A 16,999-nucleotide genomic window follows, 5' to 3' on the forward strand; every position below is an offset into this window, starting at 1 on the left:
CCGAAGATGACAGATTTACAGTCTGTTCCCTTTAACCACTCGGGCACCTACCCATATATCAAAACGGCATGCGCCGCATCTCGCGTTGGTTGCGGGAAGAGGACTTGAACCTCTGACCTTCGGGTTATGAGCCCGACGAGCTACCAACTGCTCCATCCCGCGATATTTTGTCACACCGTAAACCATCGGCTGACAGGAAACAATTATACTATAGTGAAAGAACTTTGTAAAGGGTGCAAAAAGGAAAAAGTCGCCGAAACATGCGGCATCGGCGACTTTTTCATCAAAACCTCATCCCAATCACTCAAAAAGATAGGCATACCTCTCCTTGAACTCGTCTCTTTCCATATGATAGGCATTAGCGAGGCCAGGATCGTCGAGATCCTCCTTTTCCATGCGCATCATGAAGCCACGCGCAATTTTGTAGTGGACGGACTCAATATTGACCTTGCGCACCTTCGTCTTGCCCGTTTCAGGATCCTTGATCTCATCGAAGAAGAGCGGCTTCGCCTGGTTGTCCTGCAGAGTGATGAGCGCTCCCGTCTCACCGCGCATGAGAAACTGCACGGCCTCGTAACCCAGAGAGCGTGCATAGTCGATGTCGTAGGCGATCGGCGCGGCACAGCGAAGCTCGTAGCCGATTTCCTTGTCCACGATGGCGATCTTGATGCCGATCTTCTTGACCTCGGCGAGCACCGCCTGCTTTAAGATTTCGCCGAAGTCCAATTCCGCGTAGCGAATGTGGCCATGTTCGTCGAGCACGAGATTGCCAAGTTTCTGGAAATCCTCCTGTGCGATCTTCTCGATAACACCCTCGGCGATGACGGCGACGCCGTAGTTGTGCCCCGTCAAGTAGCGCTTGACAATCGACCCCGTGATGATGTCGACGACCTGCTGCAGAGGAATCGACTGCGCCGCGAACTCCTCGGGAATGATCGTCAGAGCCGCGCCCGCTGAGCGTCCCATACCGAGCGCCAAGTGTCCCGCAGTGCGCCCCATGGCGATCGTGAAGTACCAGCGATTGTTGCTCGTGCGTGCGTCTTCCATGAGGTTTTCAATTTCCTCCGTGCCGAAAGCACGCGCTGTCTCGAAACCGAACGTCGGGATGCCCTCGGGCAGTGGCAGGTCGTTGTCGATGGTCTTCGGCACATGGACGACGTTGATCGTCTTACCGATCTGGCGCGCGTAATTCGACACCGCCATAGCGCTGTACGCCGTGTCATCACCACCGATCGTCACGACGTGCGTAACGCCAAGTTCCGTCAAAGTATCGACAACTGTGCGCAGGTCGGATTCCTTCTTCGTCGGGTTATAGCGCGACATCTGCAGGATGCAGCCGCCTGTCAGATGGATGCGGTTCACGCGCTCCATGTCGAGGCGCACATATTTCTTCTCGCCGCGCGCGAGGCGCGAAAAACCATCGTAGATGCCGAGTACGTCCCAGCCATGGCGGTCAGCCTCGATGGTCACGGCGGAAATGACGCTGTTGATGCCGGGCGCTGGCCCGCCGCCACAGATAATGGCAATGACATTCTTGATTCCGATCATGAAAAAGCCCCCTCTTCCATTTCGCGCATAAATTTTATTGCTTCATATTGAACATACTTCCTTTATTCTGTCAAAAAGGTAAATTTCCTGCCGCAAACGAGGAGAAGTCGAAAGAAAGTTCCCACGCGAAAGAGAAGAGCGGCAGCATCGTCAGCCGTCGCTCTTTCGCATGTTCCAATAAAACTACCGTTTGCCGAGGTGCGAACGCCTGCCGGCGTTCGTCTTCGTACCGCTCTTGGAGCGTGCCGCAGGACGCCCCGCGCGCTTCTTGGCGACACGGCGTGCACGCTGCGCCGCCTTGCCGCGCTTGGGCGGCGGTGCGCTCTTCGCTGGCGCTGTACACTTTTCGTCTGCATTCTCCTGCTTCGCCGCTGCCGCTTTCGCCGCTGTCTTCCGTCGTACGTTCTTGCCGCCGCTTCTCTCCGACTTTTCCTTGGTGAGGCGAGCCTTGATGCCCGCCTCGATGCGGCGCAGCTGATCGTACTGATGCGCATTGACGAAGGTGACCGCAAGTCCCTTTGCCCCCGCACGCCCCGTCCTGCCGATGCGGTGAATGTACCATTCCGTATCCTGCGGCAGATCGTAATTGAATACGTGCGTGACGCCCTCGATGTCTAGTCCGCGCGCCGCGATGTCGGTGACGACGAGGATCTGCAGCTTCGCCTCGCGGAAACGGCGCATGACGAGGTTGCGCTGCGTCTGCGTGAGGTCACCGTGCAGCTCGTCGACGAGATAGCCGCGCCCCGCGAGTTCCAGCGTCACATGCGCGACTTTCTGCTTCGTATGGCAAAAGACCATCGCAAGGTACGGCTGGTATTTGTTCAGCAGTTCACAGAGCTTGTCAAGCTTCGTCTCCTCGCGCGTGTCGACAATGACCTGCTCGATATTCGCGAGCGTCACACACTCGGGCTGCACCGTAATCTCGCGCGGCTCTTTCATGTAGCGGCGCGTGAGTGCCCGTATGCGCTCAGGCATCGTAGCCGAAAAGAGCATGAGTTGGTGGTCACCCGCCAGCGCTTCGAGCATCGTTTCCACATCCTCGACGAAGCCGAGGCGCATGAGCTCGTCGGCTTCGTCGAAGACGATCTTGTTGACCTGCGAGAGTTCAACCGAGTGGCGGCGCAGGTGATCGAGAAGCCTGCCGGGCGTCGCGATGATGAGCTGCGGCTTCTGGCGAAGCTTATCCTTCTGCCGCTCGATATCTTGTCCGCCGTAAACGAGCGCCGTTCGTATGCCGGCCGCATCCGCAAGCATCTTGGCAACGTGCGCCGTCTGCATGGCCAGCTCGCGCGTCGGGCTGACGACAAGAGCCTGCGCTATCTGGGCATTTCCCTTGATGCGTTCGATCAAGGGCAGCAGGAAGGCGAGCGTCTTGCCCGTGCCCGTCTGCGCCTGCACGATGGCGTCGCGTCCTGAACGCACGGCGGGAATCGCCTGCTCCTGCACAGGAGTCGCCTCGCGTATACCTTGACGCGCGAGAGCATCTACCAACACTTCCGGGCAGTGAAGTTCTGAAAAATTCAACTCGAAAGTACCTCCGTTCCCGTCTCCGTGATGAGAATCGTCTTTTCCCACTGCGCCGAAAGGGAACCGTCCTTCGTGCGCACCGTCCAGCCATCCTTCTTGTCGACCGTCACCTTGTACTTACCTGCGTTGATCATCGGCTCGACCGTCAGCACCATGCCCGGCACGAGCAACATGCCCGTGTCGACCTCACCCACATGCGGCACGAATGGCTCTTCGTGGAAATCCTTGCCCACGCCGTGTCCGCCGAGCTGCGTCACGACGGAGCAGCCGTTGGCGCGCGCGTGCGCGTCACACGCTGCGCCGATGTCACCGAGGAAGTGCCACGGCCTGGCCGCCTCAATGCCAAGGTTCATGCACTCCTTCGCCACCTCGACGAGACGCGCCGCTTCTGGCGTCGTCTTGCCGCCGACGATGTACATGCGCGACGCGTCGGCATAGTAACCATCCAAAATCGTTGTGATGTCGACGTTCACGATGTCACCTTCCTTCAGCACCGTCTTCTTCGATGGGATGCCATGGCAGACGACATCATTGATCGAAATGCAGACGCTCTTGGGGAAGCCCTCGAAATTCAGGCACGCGGGAATGCCGCCGTGATCGGTGATATAGTCGTGCGCCGCCTTGTCGAGCGTCGCCGTATCGATGCCCGGCTGCACCATTTCGCCCATGAGGTCGAGCGCCCCGTCATTGACGACACCGCTCTTTCGGATGCCCTCAATGTCCGCCGCATTCTTGATGATACTGTGCGGCGGGCGCACCTGCCCGCGATAGATATCAAATTTCATCGAACGAATACGCTCATCGAAGTCCATATGGCATTTCTTATACTTCTTGCCGCTGCCGCACCAGCACAAATCGTTTCTCGTCATTTCATTGCTCCTCGCACGCATGACGCAAAGCGTCATGCAAAAAATCGTCGCGCATCGAGCCTGGATCTCTCATGCGCTTTTCTCCCATTATAACATATTCCTTCTTGCACTGCGAAACATTATCTTTAAAAGATCAAATGCCGCAATCCCCTCTCACGAGGGAAACTGCGGCATCAAACAGCAGCGCTGCCTCTTTCATACAGGGCGGCGTCAGGTAGTTGCTACGGAAATGTCAAGCTCGACGATATGACCGCCGAGATCCATATCGACGGCAAGGTAGCTGTCACTACTGATCTTGATCTGGAAGTCCTCGCCGATGGAAAGCGACGGCGTGGAGATATCGACCTCCAAGCCAAGTCCTGCAATATGCGTCGCCGTGTTCGCCGTCAGCATGTTGCTGAGCTCGGAAATCGCGCTCTGCGCCATCTCGTCGAAGTTCTCGACGGGCATGCCCATCATCATCGTGGAGGCGATGAATTTCGCCGTGCTCTCCGTCATGTTGTAAACGACATTGCCGCGAATCTGCTTCGTGAAGCCGACGATGACGGAAACGCCGAGACTCACGGCATTCTTCTGCTTTACCGTGACCTTGGCACGCTTCGGCTCTGGGAAGCCGATCTGCGGCATGACGGCGGTGAAGGCGTCAATAAAAGGATTGACAAGTTTTGCATCCATCTTTCTTTATTCCCCCTCCGCAAATCCGAGATTCAAGCAGATATTTCCGATCTCCGTCTTCGCGACAACCTCGAACGAGGTGAGCTTCGGATTGGCGATGCGGATATTCGCGCCGCTGATCGTCCCCGGCGGAGTCAAGCGCATTTCCTTATCGCGGAAGATATCATTGACCTTTGATACGCCACGGCCGACGATAATGTTCGCCGACTCTTCGACCGAATCATTGATCTCGTCCTCCTCAATGTCATCATGCTCATCCATCGCGAGCATGCGCAGAGCAAACCGGCGCATGGTATCAGTATCCATATGAATGACGGCACGTCCCATGGGCGAACCCGTAAGTCCGATGATGACCGCGATGCCCTTGATCATCAGATAGGGGCTTTCATCAACGGAAATCTCGATCTCGCTCTCCATGCCGAGCAAGCTAAACAAACTGCGCTGCAGTGCCTGCGCAAATGTCGTCACGTAGGAATCACGCAGCATGGTGACGGCAGCACCGCCCTTCTTCTGGCACAAAATGATCAGTATGTCGATGATCTCATTGGGCTTCACGGGCTTCTGCAGGAAAGCATGGATACCCGCCTCGCGCCCCTGCGTCATGAGGCTCGCATCTTTCATCGCGCTGATCATGACGATCGTGGCTTCAGGATCGAAGGCGAGGATACGGCGGCTCGTCTCAATGCCGTTGGCATCGGGCAGGTTCATGTCCATCGTCACAGCGGCTGGACGCGTCTCCTTGTATTTCTCAACGGCCTCGGCAGCGTTGCTTGCTATGGCGCAGACCTCGAAGCCCGCCTTCTTGAGGATGCCCTCAAGCATCGCCTGGCTGACGCGCGAGTCGTCGACAATCATGATCTTGATTTTATTCACTAAGCTCACCCTATTCTTTCCGTCCAATAAGATATTGCCTAAAAAAAGAACATACTCCCTTATATTATCCTATCGGCCAAAGTCACTAAAAGATTAAGCACTTTCTCAATCTGCGCCCATGCGCGAGAGTATGACGCGGGCGACGTGCACGCCGCTCGCGCCCGCCTGCGAAAGGCCGCGCGTAACGCCGGCGCCGTCGCCGACGGCAAAAACGTTCTTAAGGCGCGTTTCAAGCTCATTGGACAGCACGATGCGCGAACTGTAGAACTTGACCTCGACGCCATAGAGCAGCGTGTCGTCGTTCGTCATGCCCGGTGCAACGGCGTTGAGCGCCTGCACCATCTCCATGATGTTGTCGAGATGACGCTTGGGCAGAATCAGCGAGAGATCGCCGGGCGTCGCATGAAGCGTCGGCTCCATGAAGCTGTGGCTCATGCGGTGCGCGTTCGTGCGCCTGCCCTTGACGAGATCGCCGTAACGCTGCATGATGATGCCGCCGCCGAGCATATTGGAAAAAGACGCGATGCTCTTACCGTACTTGTGCGGCTCGTTGAACGGCTCCGTGAAATGGTTCGACACCAGGAGCGCAAAGTTCGTATTGTGGCTCTGCATTTTTGGATCGCTGTACGAGTGACCGTTGACCGTCATGATGCCACCCGTGTTTTCCATGACGACATGACCGTGCGGATTCATGCAGAAGGTTCGCACGGAATCGCCGTAGCGCTTCGTGCGATAGACGAGTTTTGCCTCATAGACCTCCGACGTGATATGGTCGAAGATCTCATCGGGTACTTCGACGCGCACACCGACATCGACCTGATTGTTCTTCTGCTCGACGCGCAGCCGCCGACACTCCTCGGAAAACCATTCGGCGCCCGAGCGCCCCGGCGCGACGACGAGATATTCAGCGGCGATGCGCTCGCCGCTTTCCAGTTCCAAGGCGTTTTCTCCCTCGCCGTCGGAAAGGATATTCCTGACGGGTTCATGGAAGCGGAACTCGACGCGATCCTTCATGTACTCGTACGTTTTTTCGAGCATTTTCAAGTTGTTTTCCGTGCCAAGGTGGCGCACACTCGCTTCCAAAAGATGCAGATCATGCTCCAAGGCAAGCTTGCCGATGCGGCTTCCCTTCGTGCTGAACACCTTTGCAGGAGCACCGTGGCGCATGTTGATCGCATCGACGTACTCGATGAGACGCATGACCTCAGCGGAACTGATGTACTCGCCGAGCCAGCCGCCGAACTGCGTCGTAAAGTTGTACTTTCCGTCAGAAAAGGCGCCCGCGCCACCAAAGCCACGCATGATGCTGCAAGGCTTGCAGCCGATGCAACTCTTGACCTTGCCCGCCGCAATCGGACAGCAGCGATGATATATGTCGTTGCCGCTCTCTAAGACGACGATGGAAAGGCCGGGCTTCTTCTCTGCCAGCTCATACGCCGCGAAAACGCCCGCCGGACCCGCGCCCACGATGGCGACATCGTATTTTTTCACCTCGTCGCCTCCCATCCGCTCACTCTTCTACAATTGGTATTATATAGGAAGAAGTTCCTTTATGCAAGGGATTCGTTGCATAAAGGGACGCTTTTCATTATAATAAGAAAGTATATCCGTAGAATTCATCCGTACTTCCTTTAGGGGGATTTATCTTGACAAACAACATGGCGATCGTCATCGCATTCATCGTCTACCTCGGCCTCATGATGCTCATCGGCATCTACTACTATCGGCGCACGCGTTCCATGGCGGACTACATCCTCGGCAACCGCAAGCTCGGTGCGTGGGTCACCTCCTTGAGCGCCGAGGCCTCCGACATGAGCGGCTGGATGCTCATGGGGCTGCCGGGCTTTGCCTACATCGCGGGACTCAATGCGGGCTGGATCGCCTTGGGGCTTGCGCTCGGCACCTATGCGAACTGGAAGTTCGTTGCTGCACGTCTTAGAAAATATACGGAGCTTGCCAACAATTCGCTGACGCTGCCCGATTTTCTGCAGAATCGCTATGAGGACAAATCAAACCTTCTGCGCATCATTCCCGCCGTCTTCATCTTGCTCTTCTTCATCATCTACACATCGTCGGGCTTCGTCGCAGGCGGCAAGCTCTTCGAGACGATCTTCGCGCTTCCCTACACAGAAGCGCTATTTCTCGGCGCTTTCGTCGTCGTCTTCTACACGCTCGCGGGCGGCTTCCTCGCCGTCTGCTGGACAGACTTCATTCAAGGCGTCATGATGTTCTTCGCCATCCTGCTCGTGCCCGCTGCCGCCTCCTATCTGCTCGGCGGTCCATCTGTGACGCTCGCCGCCATCTACACGATGGAGCCGTCGTTTTTCAATCCTTTCCAGAAACCCGACGGCTCGACGCTCGGTTTCATCGAGTTCATCTCGCTCATGGGCTGGGGACTCGGCTACTTCGGTCAACCGCACATCCTCGTGCGCTTCATGGCGATCCGCTCATCCGCTGAGCTTGAACGCGCCATGCACATCGCCATGACGTGGGTCGCTATCTCGCTTGCTGCCGCCGTCCTCGTCGGCATGGTCGGACGCGCCTACCTTACCGAGCCGCTCTTCGGCACAGCAACGGAGACGGTCTTTCTCGTGATGACGGATTCGATCTTCAACCCCTTCGTCGCCGGACTCATCCTCTCCGCCGTCCTCGCCGCCATCATGAGCACAGCATCGGCGCAACTCCTCGTCGCAGCTTCAGCCTTCGCGCAGGATTTCTACCGCTCGCTGCTTCATAAGAACGCGAGCCAAAGCGAACTCGTCTGGGTCAGTCGCCTCTCCGTCCTCGCGATTGCCGCCCTCTCTCTGACGCTTGCCATGAACCCCGAGAGCCTCATCCTCGACATGGTCGCCTACGCCTGGGCAGGCTTCGGCGCCGCCTTCGGCCCCGCATTGCTCGCCTCGCTCTTCTGGCGCCGCGCCACGAGAAACGGCATCCTCGCGGGCATCATCACGGGCGGCATCACCGTCCTCGTATGGAAGCAGTTCGCCCTCTTCGGCCTCTACGAGATCATCCCGGGCTTCGTCCTTGCCCTCTGCGCCATCTATGTCGTGAGCCTCTTGGATAAAGAGCCTGCAAAGAGCATCACGGACACGTTCGACGCCGTGGGAAAGAGCGAGATATAGATATAGTTCCGAAACGAGAAAAAGAACGGTCGCCGGAAGCACCTCAGGAGCTTCTGATGACCGTTCTTTTTTCATGTTTCAATGTTTCGCCGCATAGCGAGCCATGGCGATGCGGACGGCTGCGCGGGCAGCGGGCGATGCAGTCGGGGCAGCGGTGCCGGCAATCTTGCCCTTGTCTTTTCCATCAGCATCATCGGTGTCGGCATCTTCCTTCTGCTTCTTTTCAGGCGGCAGAGGCAGAAGACCTTCTTTCATTTTCGCGATTTCCTCGAGCTTTTTCTGCTCTTCCTTCATCTTCTCGGTGGCCTCATCCGAGTCTTCCTGACGACCGCATTCGGCAAGCTTCAGAAGCGTCCACTCCAGATCTTCCGCCAAAGCCTGTGTGTCCTCAAGCCATATATTGAGTTTTGAAAAACTCGCATCGAGTTCATCAAAGTCTCTCTGTTCTCTGCCCCGCAGCCCTAGAGGATCCTCTATACGCCGGCCTGCCATCCGCGCCTCCTCTCTTTTGTTTATCTTCTCAATCATCTTTTCCACTTCTTCGTGGCTGGCTTCAAACCAATTGAAATCCTCGTCCTCATCCTTCGGCAAAGGCGCACACAGGCGGTCTTCCTCGACTTCTGCACGCGCTTCAGTCACCTTCTTCTCCAACTTTGTTTTAAGGTCATAAATCATGGAGATCTTGTCGTCGTACGAGGTCGCGACGATGTGTGACAGGAGCTTTTCCTTCTCCTCCTTGAGCACCTTTCTTTCATCGTCGGTCAAGGTATCATCCTTGAGCAGTTCCTTGATGGCAACGACGCGCTCCTTCTCCGCCTTGACGACATCCCGCGTGTCCTCCACACTTTCGATCCTGCCGCGTGCCGACATGTCGTCCCGCTCCTCGGCGTCGCGCAGAATCTCCTTCGCGTCCTTTTCCCCAAGCTGCAGAAGCCGCGCCTTCCTGCTGATCCATACCTCCGCTGCACTGCCGAGATGCGTCTTCTCCTTCTCCTTGCCCTTCAATGCCATGGCAGAGGAGGGCTCAGATACAAAAGAAGCGCTCGCCTCGCGCCCGCGCACGACAGTTCCGATTCTCATGCTCATTTCCTCATCCCTTCCCTATGCTGAGAGGTAATCTTCCGCTGTTCTTCTTTATTTCATCGAATTTTTTTTGTTGTCTCTTAAACTGCAAGCATGATACGATGAAGATCGTCCAATGCGGCTCTCACTACAGAGATAAATGACCGTCTTACAGCAAACAAAAGGGGCTGTCGCACTTAGATCATGTGCGGCAGCCCCTTTTCCATAGAGAAATATCGCTCCTCATCCCGAAATCATCGGGATTATTCTCACAGAAGGTCTGTCATGCGCTTGAGCGGCTTCGATGTGTCGAGATGACCGGCCAGAGAGTCGACTTTCTTTCCTTCGAGAAGGATCTGCACGGACTTCACCTCGGGGAACTCGGTCAAGGTGTTGACGATGGAGCCGACGAGCATTTCTTCGCCCGTCGAGCCTCCTGCAAAGTTCTTAACGAGGTCTTCGTTAAAATCGACGGTCGCAATTCCGTCCTTGACTGCGACGCTTTTGAGTTTCGCCTTCTTGGGGATGATCGTGACGACGCCCTTCGCCTTCGTGCCCGAGAGCAGGGATTCCATCGCTACCTTGTACTTGCCGTCCTGCGTCGTCTCGACCGTGCGCGTCTCAGCTACGAGTTTCATGCCGTTGTCGTCGGGATAGTAGACCTTGATGCCAATCTTTTCCGCCTGCTTGGCCGCACCGTTCTTCGTCCCCGCGTCCTTCTTGTCCGTCGCCGCTGGCTTGTCTGCCGCCGACGTGTCCGCGCCCTTGGATTTATCGTCTGCCCCGCAGCCCACAGCAAGGAGAAGCATCAGAAGCATGAAGAGCGCGAGCATGGATTTCATGATTTTCATTCTAAAAAACCGCCTTTCTTTTCACTTATTCGCCCACAAAGAAGCGGCTCAGCCCCTTCGCTATGGCAAATGCCATCTTATTTTGAAAATCCTCCGAGGTCAGCAAGGCTTCTTCACGTTCGTTCGAGATGAAAGCAAGCTCGACAAGAGAGGCAGGTATGCTCGAATGCTTGAGCACGTAGAGGTTTGCCTCCTTCGCACCGCGATCCTGCAGGCCACCTGCTGTAAGAAGCTCTTCCTGCAGGATCGCGGCGAGTCTGCCGCCCTCGATCGAGCCATAATACGAATACGTTTCCGTACCGTTCGCCATCGGGTTGGAAAAAGCGTTGCAGTGGATGCTCAAGAACAGATCCGCTCCCGGCGTGCGCTCGGCGACGTCGACACGTGCCTGCAATTCCTGTCCATCCGAAGCATTTGGGCCGTAGACGTCGCGATCCGTCGTGCGCGTCATCACGACGTGCGCACCTGCACCTTCCAAGAGCCGCTGCACCTTCTGCGCTACCTGGAGAGTCACATCCTTTTCACGCACGCCGTTTGGGCCGACCGCACCCGAATCGCTGCCACCGTGCCCGGGATCGAGCACGATCGTATGCCCAGCGACGCCTTCGATGCCATCGGGTGCGACGAATGCCGGCACAGGAAGAGCGACGGGCGTCATCACGTCGATGACGAGGCGATCCGGCTTCTTCGCGCTGCGATCGGCAGGCAGCGTGTAGACGGCGTAATTCTGCTCTTCCACCTCCGAGGCGAAGGAAACCATGATCTCCACGCCGCGCCGCCCCTCCTCGCGCAGCGTCATGAAGCGTCCGAGTGCGCCGTCGAGCGTCGCGTCCGTGCGCATGGCGCCGAGTTTCGCATCCTGCACGGCCACGATCAGATGCTTGGGCTTCGCCGGATCTTTCTGAACCATATAGGAAGCATCCGCACGATTCATGCCAATCTCGATGCGCAGCACGCTGCGTCCATCCTCCTCAACCACCTGATACTGGAGGTCATTGAGCTCAAGTGCCCTCGCGGCGAAAGCCTCGGGGGCAAAGAGCATGAGCGCCATCAGAAAAAGGCTGACGGATAAAAAAAATCGTTTGAACAAAAAAACCACTCCTATCGTCAATCTCATAAGAGCGTCAAGCTCCGAATTTCCATCTCACTTCTCATTCTCCCTTGAGGCTCCTTAAGAGATCCGCCGCTTCTTCACGCGCTTCTCTCGTACGCTCTTCGTCAAAGGAAATCTCCCAGCGGATGTAATCGCCCTCCGAAAGCCCCGCGGGCAGTTCGTCCGCAGGAAATACAACTTTCTTCTCTTCCTCTCCCACGAGGAGAACCGCCTTTTCTTCCTCGAAGCGATCGATGACGGCAAACGCCATTTACTTTTCCTCCTTCACGCTGTAGGCCTTGCCGTCCGAGGTTATGGCGATCGTGCCGCCTTGATCGGTGCGATAGACCTTGATGTTGAACTTCTTGTATCTTTCGAGGACTTCCTTGTGCGGATGCCCGTAGTCGTTGCCCGCACCGCAGGAGATCGCGACGACCTCGGGAGCCGTCGCCTTCAAAAACGCCACCGTCGACGAAGTCTTGCTGCCGTGGTGCGGCGCCTTGAGAACGAGGCTCTTGAGATCGGCCGCGCTGTGACGCGAAAGCGTCGAGTTCTCCGTCTCCTTTTCTGCATCGCCCGTGAAGAGCATCGTGAAGTCGCCGTATTCGAGCCTGCCGACAATCGAGTTGATGTTGAGATTCGGCTTGCCGTTCTTCTTGCCACCCTCCTTCACCATTTGCGCCGTCGGACTCAGAACGTGAAACGAAACGCCGCCGCCAAAGTCGAGCACATCGCCGTCGACGAGAGCCTTGTAGGGAATGTTCTTCGACTTGATGGTCTTCAGGTAGTCGCGGTAGAACTTCGCCGTCGTCGGCTCGCCGTTGTCATAGACCGCCTTGACCTCACAGTTCTTGAAGAGGACGGAGGCGCCGCCCAGATGGTCGGCATGGGGGTGCGTGATGATGAGCTTGTCGACCGTCTTGACATTTTCCTTCTTGAGCGCCGCTTCAAGCTTCGGATGCTCGTCGAGGTCGCCCGTGTCGATGAATATGGTCTGATCGGCCGTTCGTATGAGGATGGCGTCGCCCTGCCCGATGTCGAGCACTTTGACGTTTAGAGCGTCGACCTTTGCCTGCGCCGCTTCCTGCGCCGCGTTCGGTGCTCCCATGCAGCCTGTCAGCAATGTGCAGGCAAAAACGAGTGCGGCGAGCATGCCCAGCATTTTCTTCATAAGGATTCTCCTATCGTTCGTCTGAGCTGTCACATCTCAATCGTCTTGCAAGATACAGTGTTCGATTCCCCACGCCGCACCGTCTTCCAGCACCGTAGGCACGACGGTCTCAGCATGAGGCAACAACCTCTCGTTGGCGTTCCCCATGACGAGGGCGTGCGCGACGGTCTGCATCATCTCGATGTCGTTCTCGCCGTCGCCGAAAGCGTAGCTTTCTTCCACGGGAACGCCGATATGCTCGAGCGCATGAAGGATGCCCGTGCCCTTCGATTCGTGCGCGGAATACAGCTCGAAGTTCCTGCCGTGCGCCGCATCGACGAGACCCGTGACGCCCGGAAGCTGCAGAAAGGCTGCAAAGGACGTGCGCTCTGCGGCATAAAACTCCATCTTGTAGGTCACAACATCGCGCCAGGAAAAATCGCGGCGAAAGAAGTCAAGCGGAACATCGAAGCTCTTGAAGAAGGCTTCCAACCCCTTGCATTCCGCACCCATGTAGGTAAAGTCCACGCTCTCCTGGCAGAAGTCCAGGCCCTTCTCCTGCGCCAGGCGCACGATGCGGCAGACGAGCGGCGGCGGCAGAGGCTTCTGAAAAATGAGTTCACCGCCGACCATGACGACGGCGCCGTTCATGAGCACGAAACCGTCGAAGCCGAAGTCGAGCAACCCTTGCTCAATGAAGCTGTACGGACGCCCTGTGGCAACGAAGGCATAGTGCCCTGCTTCTTGCAGACGACGAATCGCCGTGCGCACCGCCTCGGTGGGCAGCGGCCTCTTGTGCATGACATCGATGATCGTGCCATCGAGGTCGAAGAAAACCGCCTTTCTCATTTCTCTTCGCCGACCTCGTTCTTCTTCTCATGCGGCAGATCGAAGACGACGCGCATGATGAGGAACACGGTCCACAGCGCCATCGAAACGAGATAGGCGATGTCGATGGTCTGCAAATTGTCATAGTCAAGCGTGGCCATGAGCCAAACGGCCACGACGAGGATGAACCAATCGAGCTTGCGTATTCTTTTCAGTTTTTCCATGCATTTCACCTTTCCCCTTGCTTTTCCTGCACGCTTTTGCATCGGAAAGCTCACGCGAACCCACCGTCAAGAGGCGCTCGCCGTCCGATTTCCGAGCGCCCTCCCCCTGTATGCGAAAAAGCCGCTCCCATGCCAAGCGCCTTGGCTGAAAGCGGCTGCCCTCTCTATTTCCGCTGCATCTGGGCGTCAAGGGCATCGTGCATACGATGATTGATCGTGCTCAAACCTCGGTAGACCGTCGTGATGTCAACCTCGTCCCCGCGGTTTTCCATATAGCGCTCCAACTTGCGCTTCACGCGCTGCAGCGCATTGTCGATGGACTTGACATGGCGGTCAAGGTCGACGGCGATTTCCTGATACGACTTGCCGTCGAGGTAGCTCATGAGCACGCGCCATTCGAGATCGCTCAGAATCTCTTCCATCTTTTCCTCGATGTCGACGAACTCTTCTTGACTGATGACGAGCTCCTCGGGATTTGAAACGCGTGCTCCTGGCAGAATATCGAGGAGCGTGCGGTCAGAATCCTCATCGTAAATCGGCTTGTTGAGCGATATGTATGAATTCAGCGGGATATGCTTCTGGCGCGTCGCCGTCTTGATCGCCGTGATGATCTGGCGTGTCACACAGAGCTCAGCAAACGCGCGAAAGGACGAAAGGCGGTCGTTGCGGAAATCACGAATCGCTTTGTAAAGGCCGATCATGCCCTCCTGCACGATATCCTCACGGTCAGCACCGATGAGGAAGTAGGAGCGCGCCTTTGCGCGAACGAAGTTACGATACTTGTTGATCAAGTAATCCAGAGCGATGTTGCTGCAATTTTCCTTGATCCGAGAAATGACTTCCTCATCCGTCAGGCCGTCAAATCCTTCAAACCGTGTATCATTGCTGCTGTCTCTCATTTCCGCTTCCATAGCATCGACCCCATTCGTGTTGTTTTCCACTTCTGAAGAAAACGATGTCCCCAGAGGGGGGCCAATTCTTCAGCCTCCCCTCGACTGCTTTGATTATACTCCACAGATGCCCGAAACGTCAAGCGCGGCGCGGCTTTTTCCGCCTTTGGCGCATTTTGCTGCGCATATTTCTCATTTGTACGCACCTTTTCCCGTACATTTCAGCGTCTTCGCTTTCGCAGAGCGTCTAGCTTCGCCGCCGTGCAGCTGTCGATGCGCGAGCCGACTTCGTTACGCGAAAGGGGAAGCGTCACTTCGCCCAAGTACTCGTCGGCAATTTTTTTCTTCGTCTTCTTCACGCGCCGCCAAAGCTCCGCCGATGAGATGCGATAGGCGCCCGCACCGAGGATCGCCGACTGCTCGGCACCGTCGGAGGTCACGACGTGCACCTCGCGCGAGGTGCGCACGGATTCGTAGGCAAGGCGCTCGATGCAGCTGTCCGCCGTCACGCCTTCGCCCGTGTAGATGACCTCGAAGTGCGGCGCGACCTGTTCCTTGTGCTCCTCACCGCTTGCAAAGAGAGCGTCAAAGACAACGGTCATATCGTATTTTTCGTAAGCGCCGTACTCCATGAGCAGGTGAAGCAAGCGGTCACGCGCTTCTGCAAGGTCGCCCGCAAGGGAGGCCAGCTCGGGCAGCGCATGGATGACATTGTAGCCGTCGATGATGAAGTGTTCACGCTTCTTCGCCATCGCCTTACCCCTTGCCCAAGAGGCGTGCGCGCCTCGCCTCGTACATGAGGAGCGCCCCGGCGACGGAAGCGTTGAGCGAGTTGATCGCTCCATGCATCGGGATGCGCACGAGAAAGTCGCACGTCTCCTTGACGAGGCGGCCGAGTCCCTTACCCTCGCTGCCGATGACGATGCACAAAGGCCCCGTCAAGTCGGCATGGAACATGTCCTCATCGCCCGCCATATCGGCGCCGACGAACCAGAGGCCGCGCTCCTTGAGACGCTTCATCTCCTGCACGATGTTGCCGATGCGCACGACGCGCACATGCTCGACGGCGCCCGCCGAGGTCTTGGCAACCGTCGCCGTCAGCGCGCAGCCGCGGCGCTCGGGCACGAGCACGCCGTGCACGCCCGCCGCGTCCGCCGTGCGCAGGAGTGCGCCGAAGTTGTGCGGATCTTCGATCTCGTCGAGCAGCAGGAGGAGAGGCGGTTCGCCCTTTTCCTCGGCGCACGCGAAGACGTCATCGAGCGAGGCGTAAGCAACGGGCGCAGCGTAGGCGATGACACCCTGGTGGCGCATGTCGGGCGCGAGCTGATCGAACTTCTCTCGCTTGCTCGCCCGCACGGGCACTCCCTGCTCGCGTGCAAGCGAGAGGAGCGGCGCGAGCGCCGCCTCCTTCGCGCCCTGTGCGACGAGAATGCGATTGATGCCGCGCCCCGCCTTCAGCGCCTCGAAGACGGCGTTCCTGCCGACGAGAATCTCATCGGCAGAAGGCGCATCGCGCCGCTCTTCCTGTCTCCCGTCGCGTCTCAAGGCTGCCCTCTCCTCCTTTGCAGTCCGTTTCTTCTGCTTCGTTTCCATCACTTTGCACCATCTTCTGCTCTTCATTCAGCGCGCTTCAGGCTTCACGATGTACCTCGCGAGCCACGGCTCTTCTTCGACGAGGAGGTCGCGCATCCGGAGCATCATGTCGCGAATCTCCCACTGTGCGCCCGGCGTCGTCACGCGCTTTTCGTAGACGTCCATAAAGGAACGCAGGTTGAGCGTCGTCACGAAGTTCGTGCACGCCGCGCCCGGCAGAACAAAGCGTGCATCCTGCTTCGCCACGCCGAGCGCGAGAAGATCGTCGTAGGCTCTCTGAATCACCTGCATCGTCTCAAGATAGCGCGCATACGCCGCTTCCTTCTCACGAATCGTCTCGGGCACGACGTGGGCGAAGATGCCGTCCGCCTGCTTTTCCGACTGCTCCGAAACATAGCGCTGGCTCTGGACGCTTAAGGACACGCCGATGCGGTGGCGCGAATACTGCGCGAGAAGCGTGCGCGAAACGCCCTTGACGGCAAACGTCATCGAGCAGTGCTCGACGACCGAGAGGTGCTTGCTCGTCATGATGCGCTCCAACAGGCGCAGCATGTCCGCCTCGCTCTTTTCCTCAGCCAGAAGCTCGATGGGCGAATCCGCGCTGTAGCAGGTACGCGCTGCCGTCCAGCACGTTTTGAGGTAATTCGGCGTCTTTGCAATCAACTGTATTTCCAAGGCTCTTTTCCTTTCC

General features: G+C 57.2%; 18 protein-coding genes and 1 tRNA gene. 1 reads left to right on the forward strand and 18 read right to left on the reverse strand.

All coding sequences use genetic code 11. The annotated features are described in order from the left end of the window. Positions 1-86: 86 nt before the first annotated feature. The 7 genes from RWS31_RS02095 to RWS31_RS02125 form a co-directional block, all read right to left on the reverse strand. Positions 87-162, reverse strand: a tRNA-Met gene (locus RWS31_RS02095). 138 nt (positions 163-300) lie between these two features. After that, the gene (gene pfp / locus RWS31_RS02100; protein ID WP_314595711.1) at positions 301-1,548 is read right to left on the reverse strand and encodes a diphosphate--fructose-6-phosphate 1-phosphotransferase; all 1,248 of its coding nucleotides are present in this window, start codon (positions 1,546-1,548) and stop codon (positions 301-303) included. Between the two features lie 183 nt (positions 1,549-1,731). Beyond that, complete coding sequence (locus RWS31_RS02105; RefSeq protein ID WP_314595713.1) at positions 1,732-3,072, reverse strand: DEAD/DEAH box helicase; 1,341 nt, start codon at positions 3,070-3,072, stop codon at positions 1,732-1,734. Next, positions 3,069-3,944, reverse strand: coding sequence for a type I methionyl aminopeptidase (gene map, locus RWS31_RS02110; protein ID WP_314595715.1), 876 nt, complete (start codon positions 3,942-3,944; stop codon positions 3,069-3,071). The genes RWS31_RS02105 and map overlap by 4 nt, the downstream gene beginning before the upstream one ends. Positions 3,945-4,154: 210 nt before the next feature. Beyond that, positions 4,155-4,619, reverse strand: coding sequence for a chemotaxis protein CheX (locus RWS31_RS02115; protein ID WP_314595717.1), 465 nt, complete (start codon positions 4,617-4,619; stop codon positions 4,155-4,157). A 6-nt stretch (positions 4,620-4,625) separates the two neighbouring features. Next, the gene (locus RWS31_RS02120) at positions 4,626-5,492 is read right to left on the reverse strand and encodes a response regulator (protein WP_314595720.1); all 867 of its coding nucleotides are present in this window, start codon (positions 5,490-5,492) and stop codon (positions 4,626-4,628) included. Between the two features lie 105 nt (positions 5,493-5,597). Continuing rightward, positions 5,598-6,998 carry an NAD(P)/FAD-dependent oxidoreductase gene (locus RWS31_RS02125; RefSeq protein WP_314595721.1) on the reverse strand — a complete coding sequence of 467 codons (1,401 nt, stop codon included), beginning with the start codon at positions 6,996-6,998 and terminating at the stop codon, positions 5,598-5,600. 140 nt (positions 6,999-7,138) lie between these two features. On the opposite strand from RWS31_RS02125, the gene putP reads away from it, so the two are divergent. After that, complete coding sequence (gene putP, locus RWS31_RS02130) at positions 7,139-8,617, forward strand: sodium/proline symporter PutP (protein WP_314595723.1); 1,479 nt, start codon at positions 7,139-7,141, stop codon at positions 8,615-8,617. 78 nt (positions 8,618-8,695) lie between these two features. Here putP and RWS31_RS02135 read toward each other — a convergent pair whose 3' ends face one another. From RWS31_RS02135 to thyX, 11 genes are all read right to left on the reverse strand, one after another. Beyond that, positions 8,696-9,697 carry a hypothetical protein gene (locus RWS31_RS02135; RefSeq protein ID WP_314595725.1) on the reverse strand — a complete coding sequence of 334 codons (1,002 nt, stop codon included), beginning with the start codon at positions 9,695-9,697 and terminating at the stop codon, positions 8,696-8,698. Between the two features lie 251 nt (positions 9,698-9,948). Beyond that, entirely contained in the window at positions 9,949-10,530 is a 582-nt protein-coding gene (locus tag RWS31_RS02140) for a GerMN domain-containing protein (RefSeq protein WP_314595727.1), read from the reverse strand. Between the two features lie 25 nt (positions 10,531-10,555). Further along, positions 10,556-11,629 (reverse strand): N-acetylmuramoyl-L-alanine amidase, encoded by a 1,074-nt coding sequence (locus RWS31_RS02145; protein WP_314596269.1) that lies wholly within the window; start codon positions 11,627-11,629, stop codon positions 10,556-10,558. A 52-nt stretch (positions 11,630-11,681) separates the two neighbouring features. After that, positions 11,682-11,894 (reverse strand): DUF3006 domain-containing protein, encoded by a 213-nt coding sequence (locus tag RWS31_RS02150; protein ID WP_314595729.1) that lies wholly within the window; start codon positions 11,892-11,894, stop codon positions 11,682-11,684. After that, entirely contained in the window at positions 11,895-12,794 is a 900-nt protein-coding gene (locus RWS31_RS02155; protein WP_314595731.1) for a ComEC/Rec2 family competence protein, read from the reverse strand. 36 nt (positions 12,795-12,830) lie between these two features. Further along, the gene (locus RWS31_RS02160) at positions 12,831-13,622 is read right to left on the reverse strand and encodes an HAD family hydrolase (RefSeq protein WP_314595733.1); all 792 of its coding nucleotides are present in this window, start codon (positions 13,620-13,622) and stop codon (positions 12,831-12,833) included. After that, the gene (locus RWS31_RS02165) at positions 13,619-13,825 is read right to left on the reverse strand and encodes a hypothetical protein (protein WP_314595735.1); all 207 of its coding nucleotides are present in this window, start codon (positions 13,823-13,825) and stop codon (positions 13,619-13,621) included. The genes RWS31_RS02160 and RWS31_RS02165 overlap by 4 nt, the downstream gene beginning before the upstream one ends. Before the next feature lie 164 nt (positions 13,826-13,989). Then, positions 13,990-14,736 (reverse strand): RNA polymerase sporulation sigma factor SigH, encoded by a 747-nt coding sequence (sigH, locus tag RWS31_RS02170; protein ID WP_314595737.1) that lies wholly within the window; start codon positions 14,734-14,736, stop codon positions 13,990-13,992. Between the two features lie 200 nt (positions 14,737-14,936). Then, the gene (locus tag RWS31_RS02175) at positions 14,937-15,467 is read right to left on the reverse strand and encodes an NYN domain-containing protein (RefSeq protein ID WP_314595739.1); all 531 of its coding nucleotides are present in this window, start codon (positions 15,465-15,467) and stop codon (positions 14,937-14,939) included. Between the two features lie 4 nt (positions 15,468-15,471). Next, a complete protein-coding gene (gene rlmB, locus RWS31_RS02180) occupies positions 15,472-16,308 on the reverse strand; it encodes a 23S rRNA (guanosine(2251)-2'-O)-methyltransferase RlmB (RefSeq protein WP_314596270.1) in 837 nt (278 codons plus the stop codon). 27 nt (positions 16,309-16,335) lie between these two features. After that, positions 16,336-16,983, reverse strand: coding sequence for an FAD-dependent thymidylate synthase (gene thyX / locus RWS31_RS02185; RefSeq protein ID WP_314595741.1), 648 nt, complete (start codon positions 16,981-16,983; stop codon positions 16,336-16,338). Positions 16,984-16,999 lie beyond the last annotated feature (16 nt).

The sequence above is a fragment of the uncultured Selenomonas sp. genome, from assembly GCF_963528755.1.
In the GTDB taxonomy this organism is placed as follows: Bacteria; Bacillota; Negativicutes; order Selenomonadales; family Selenomonadaceae; genus Selenomonas.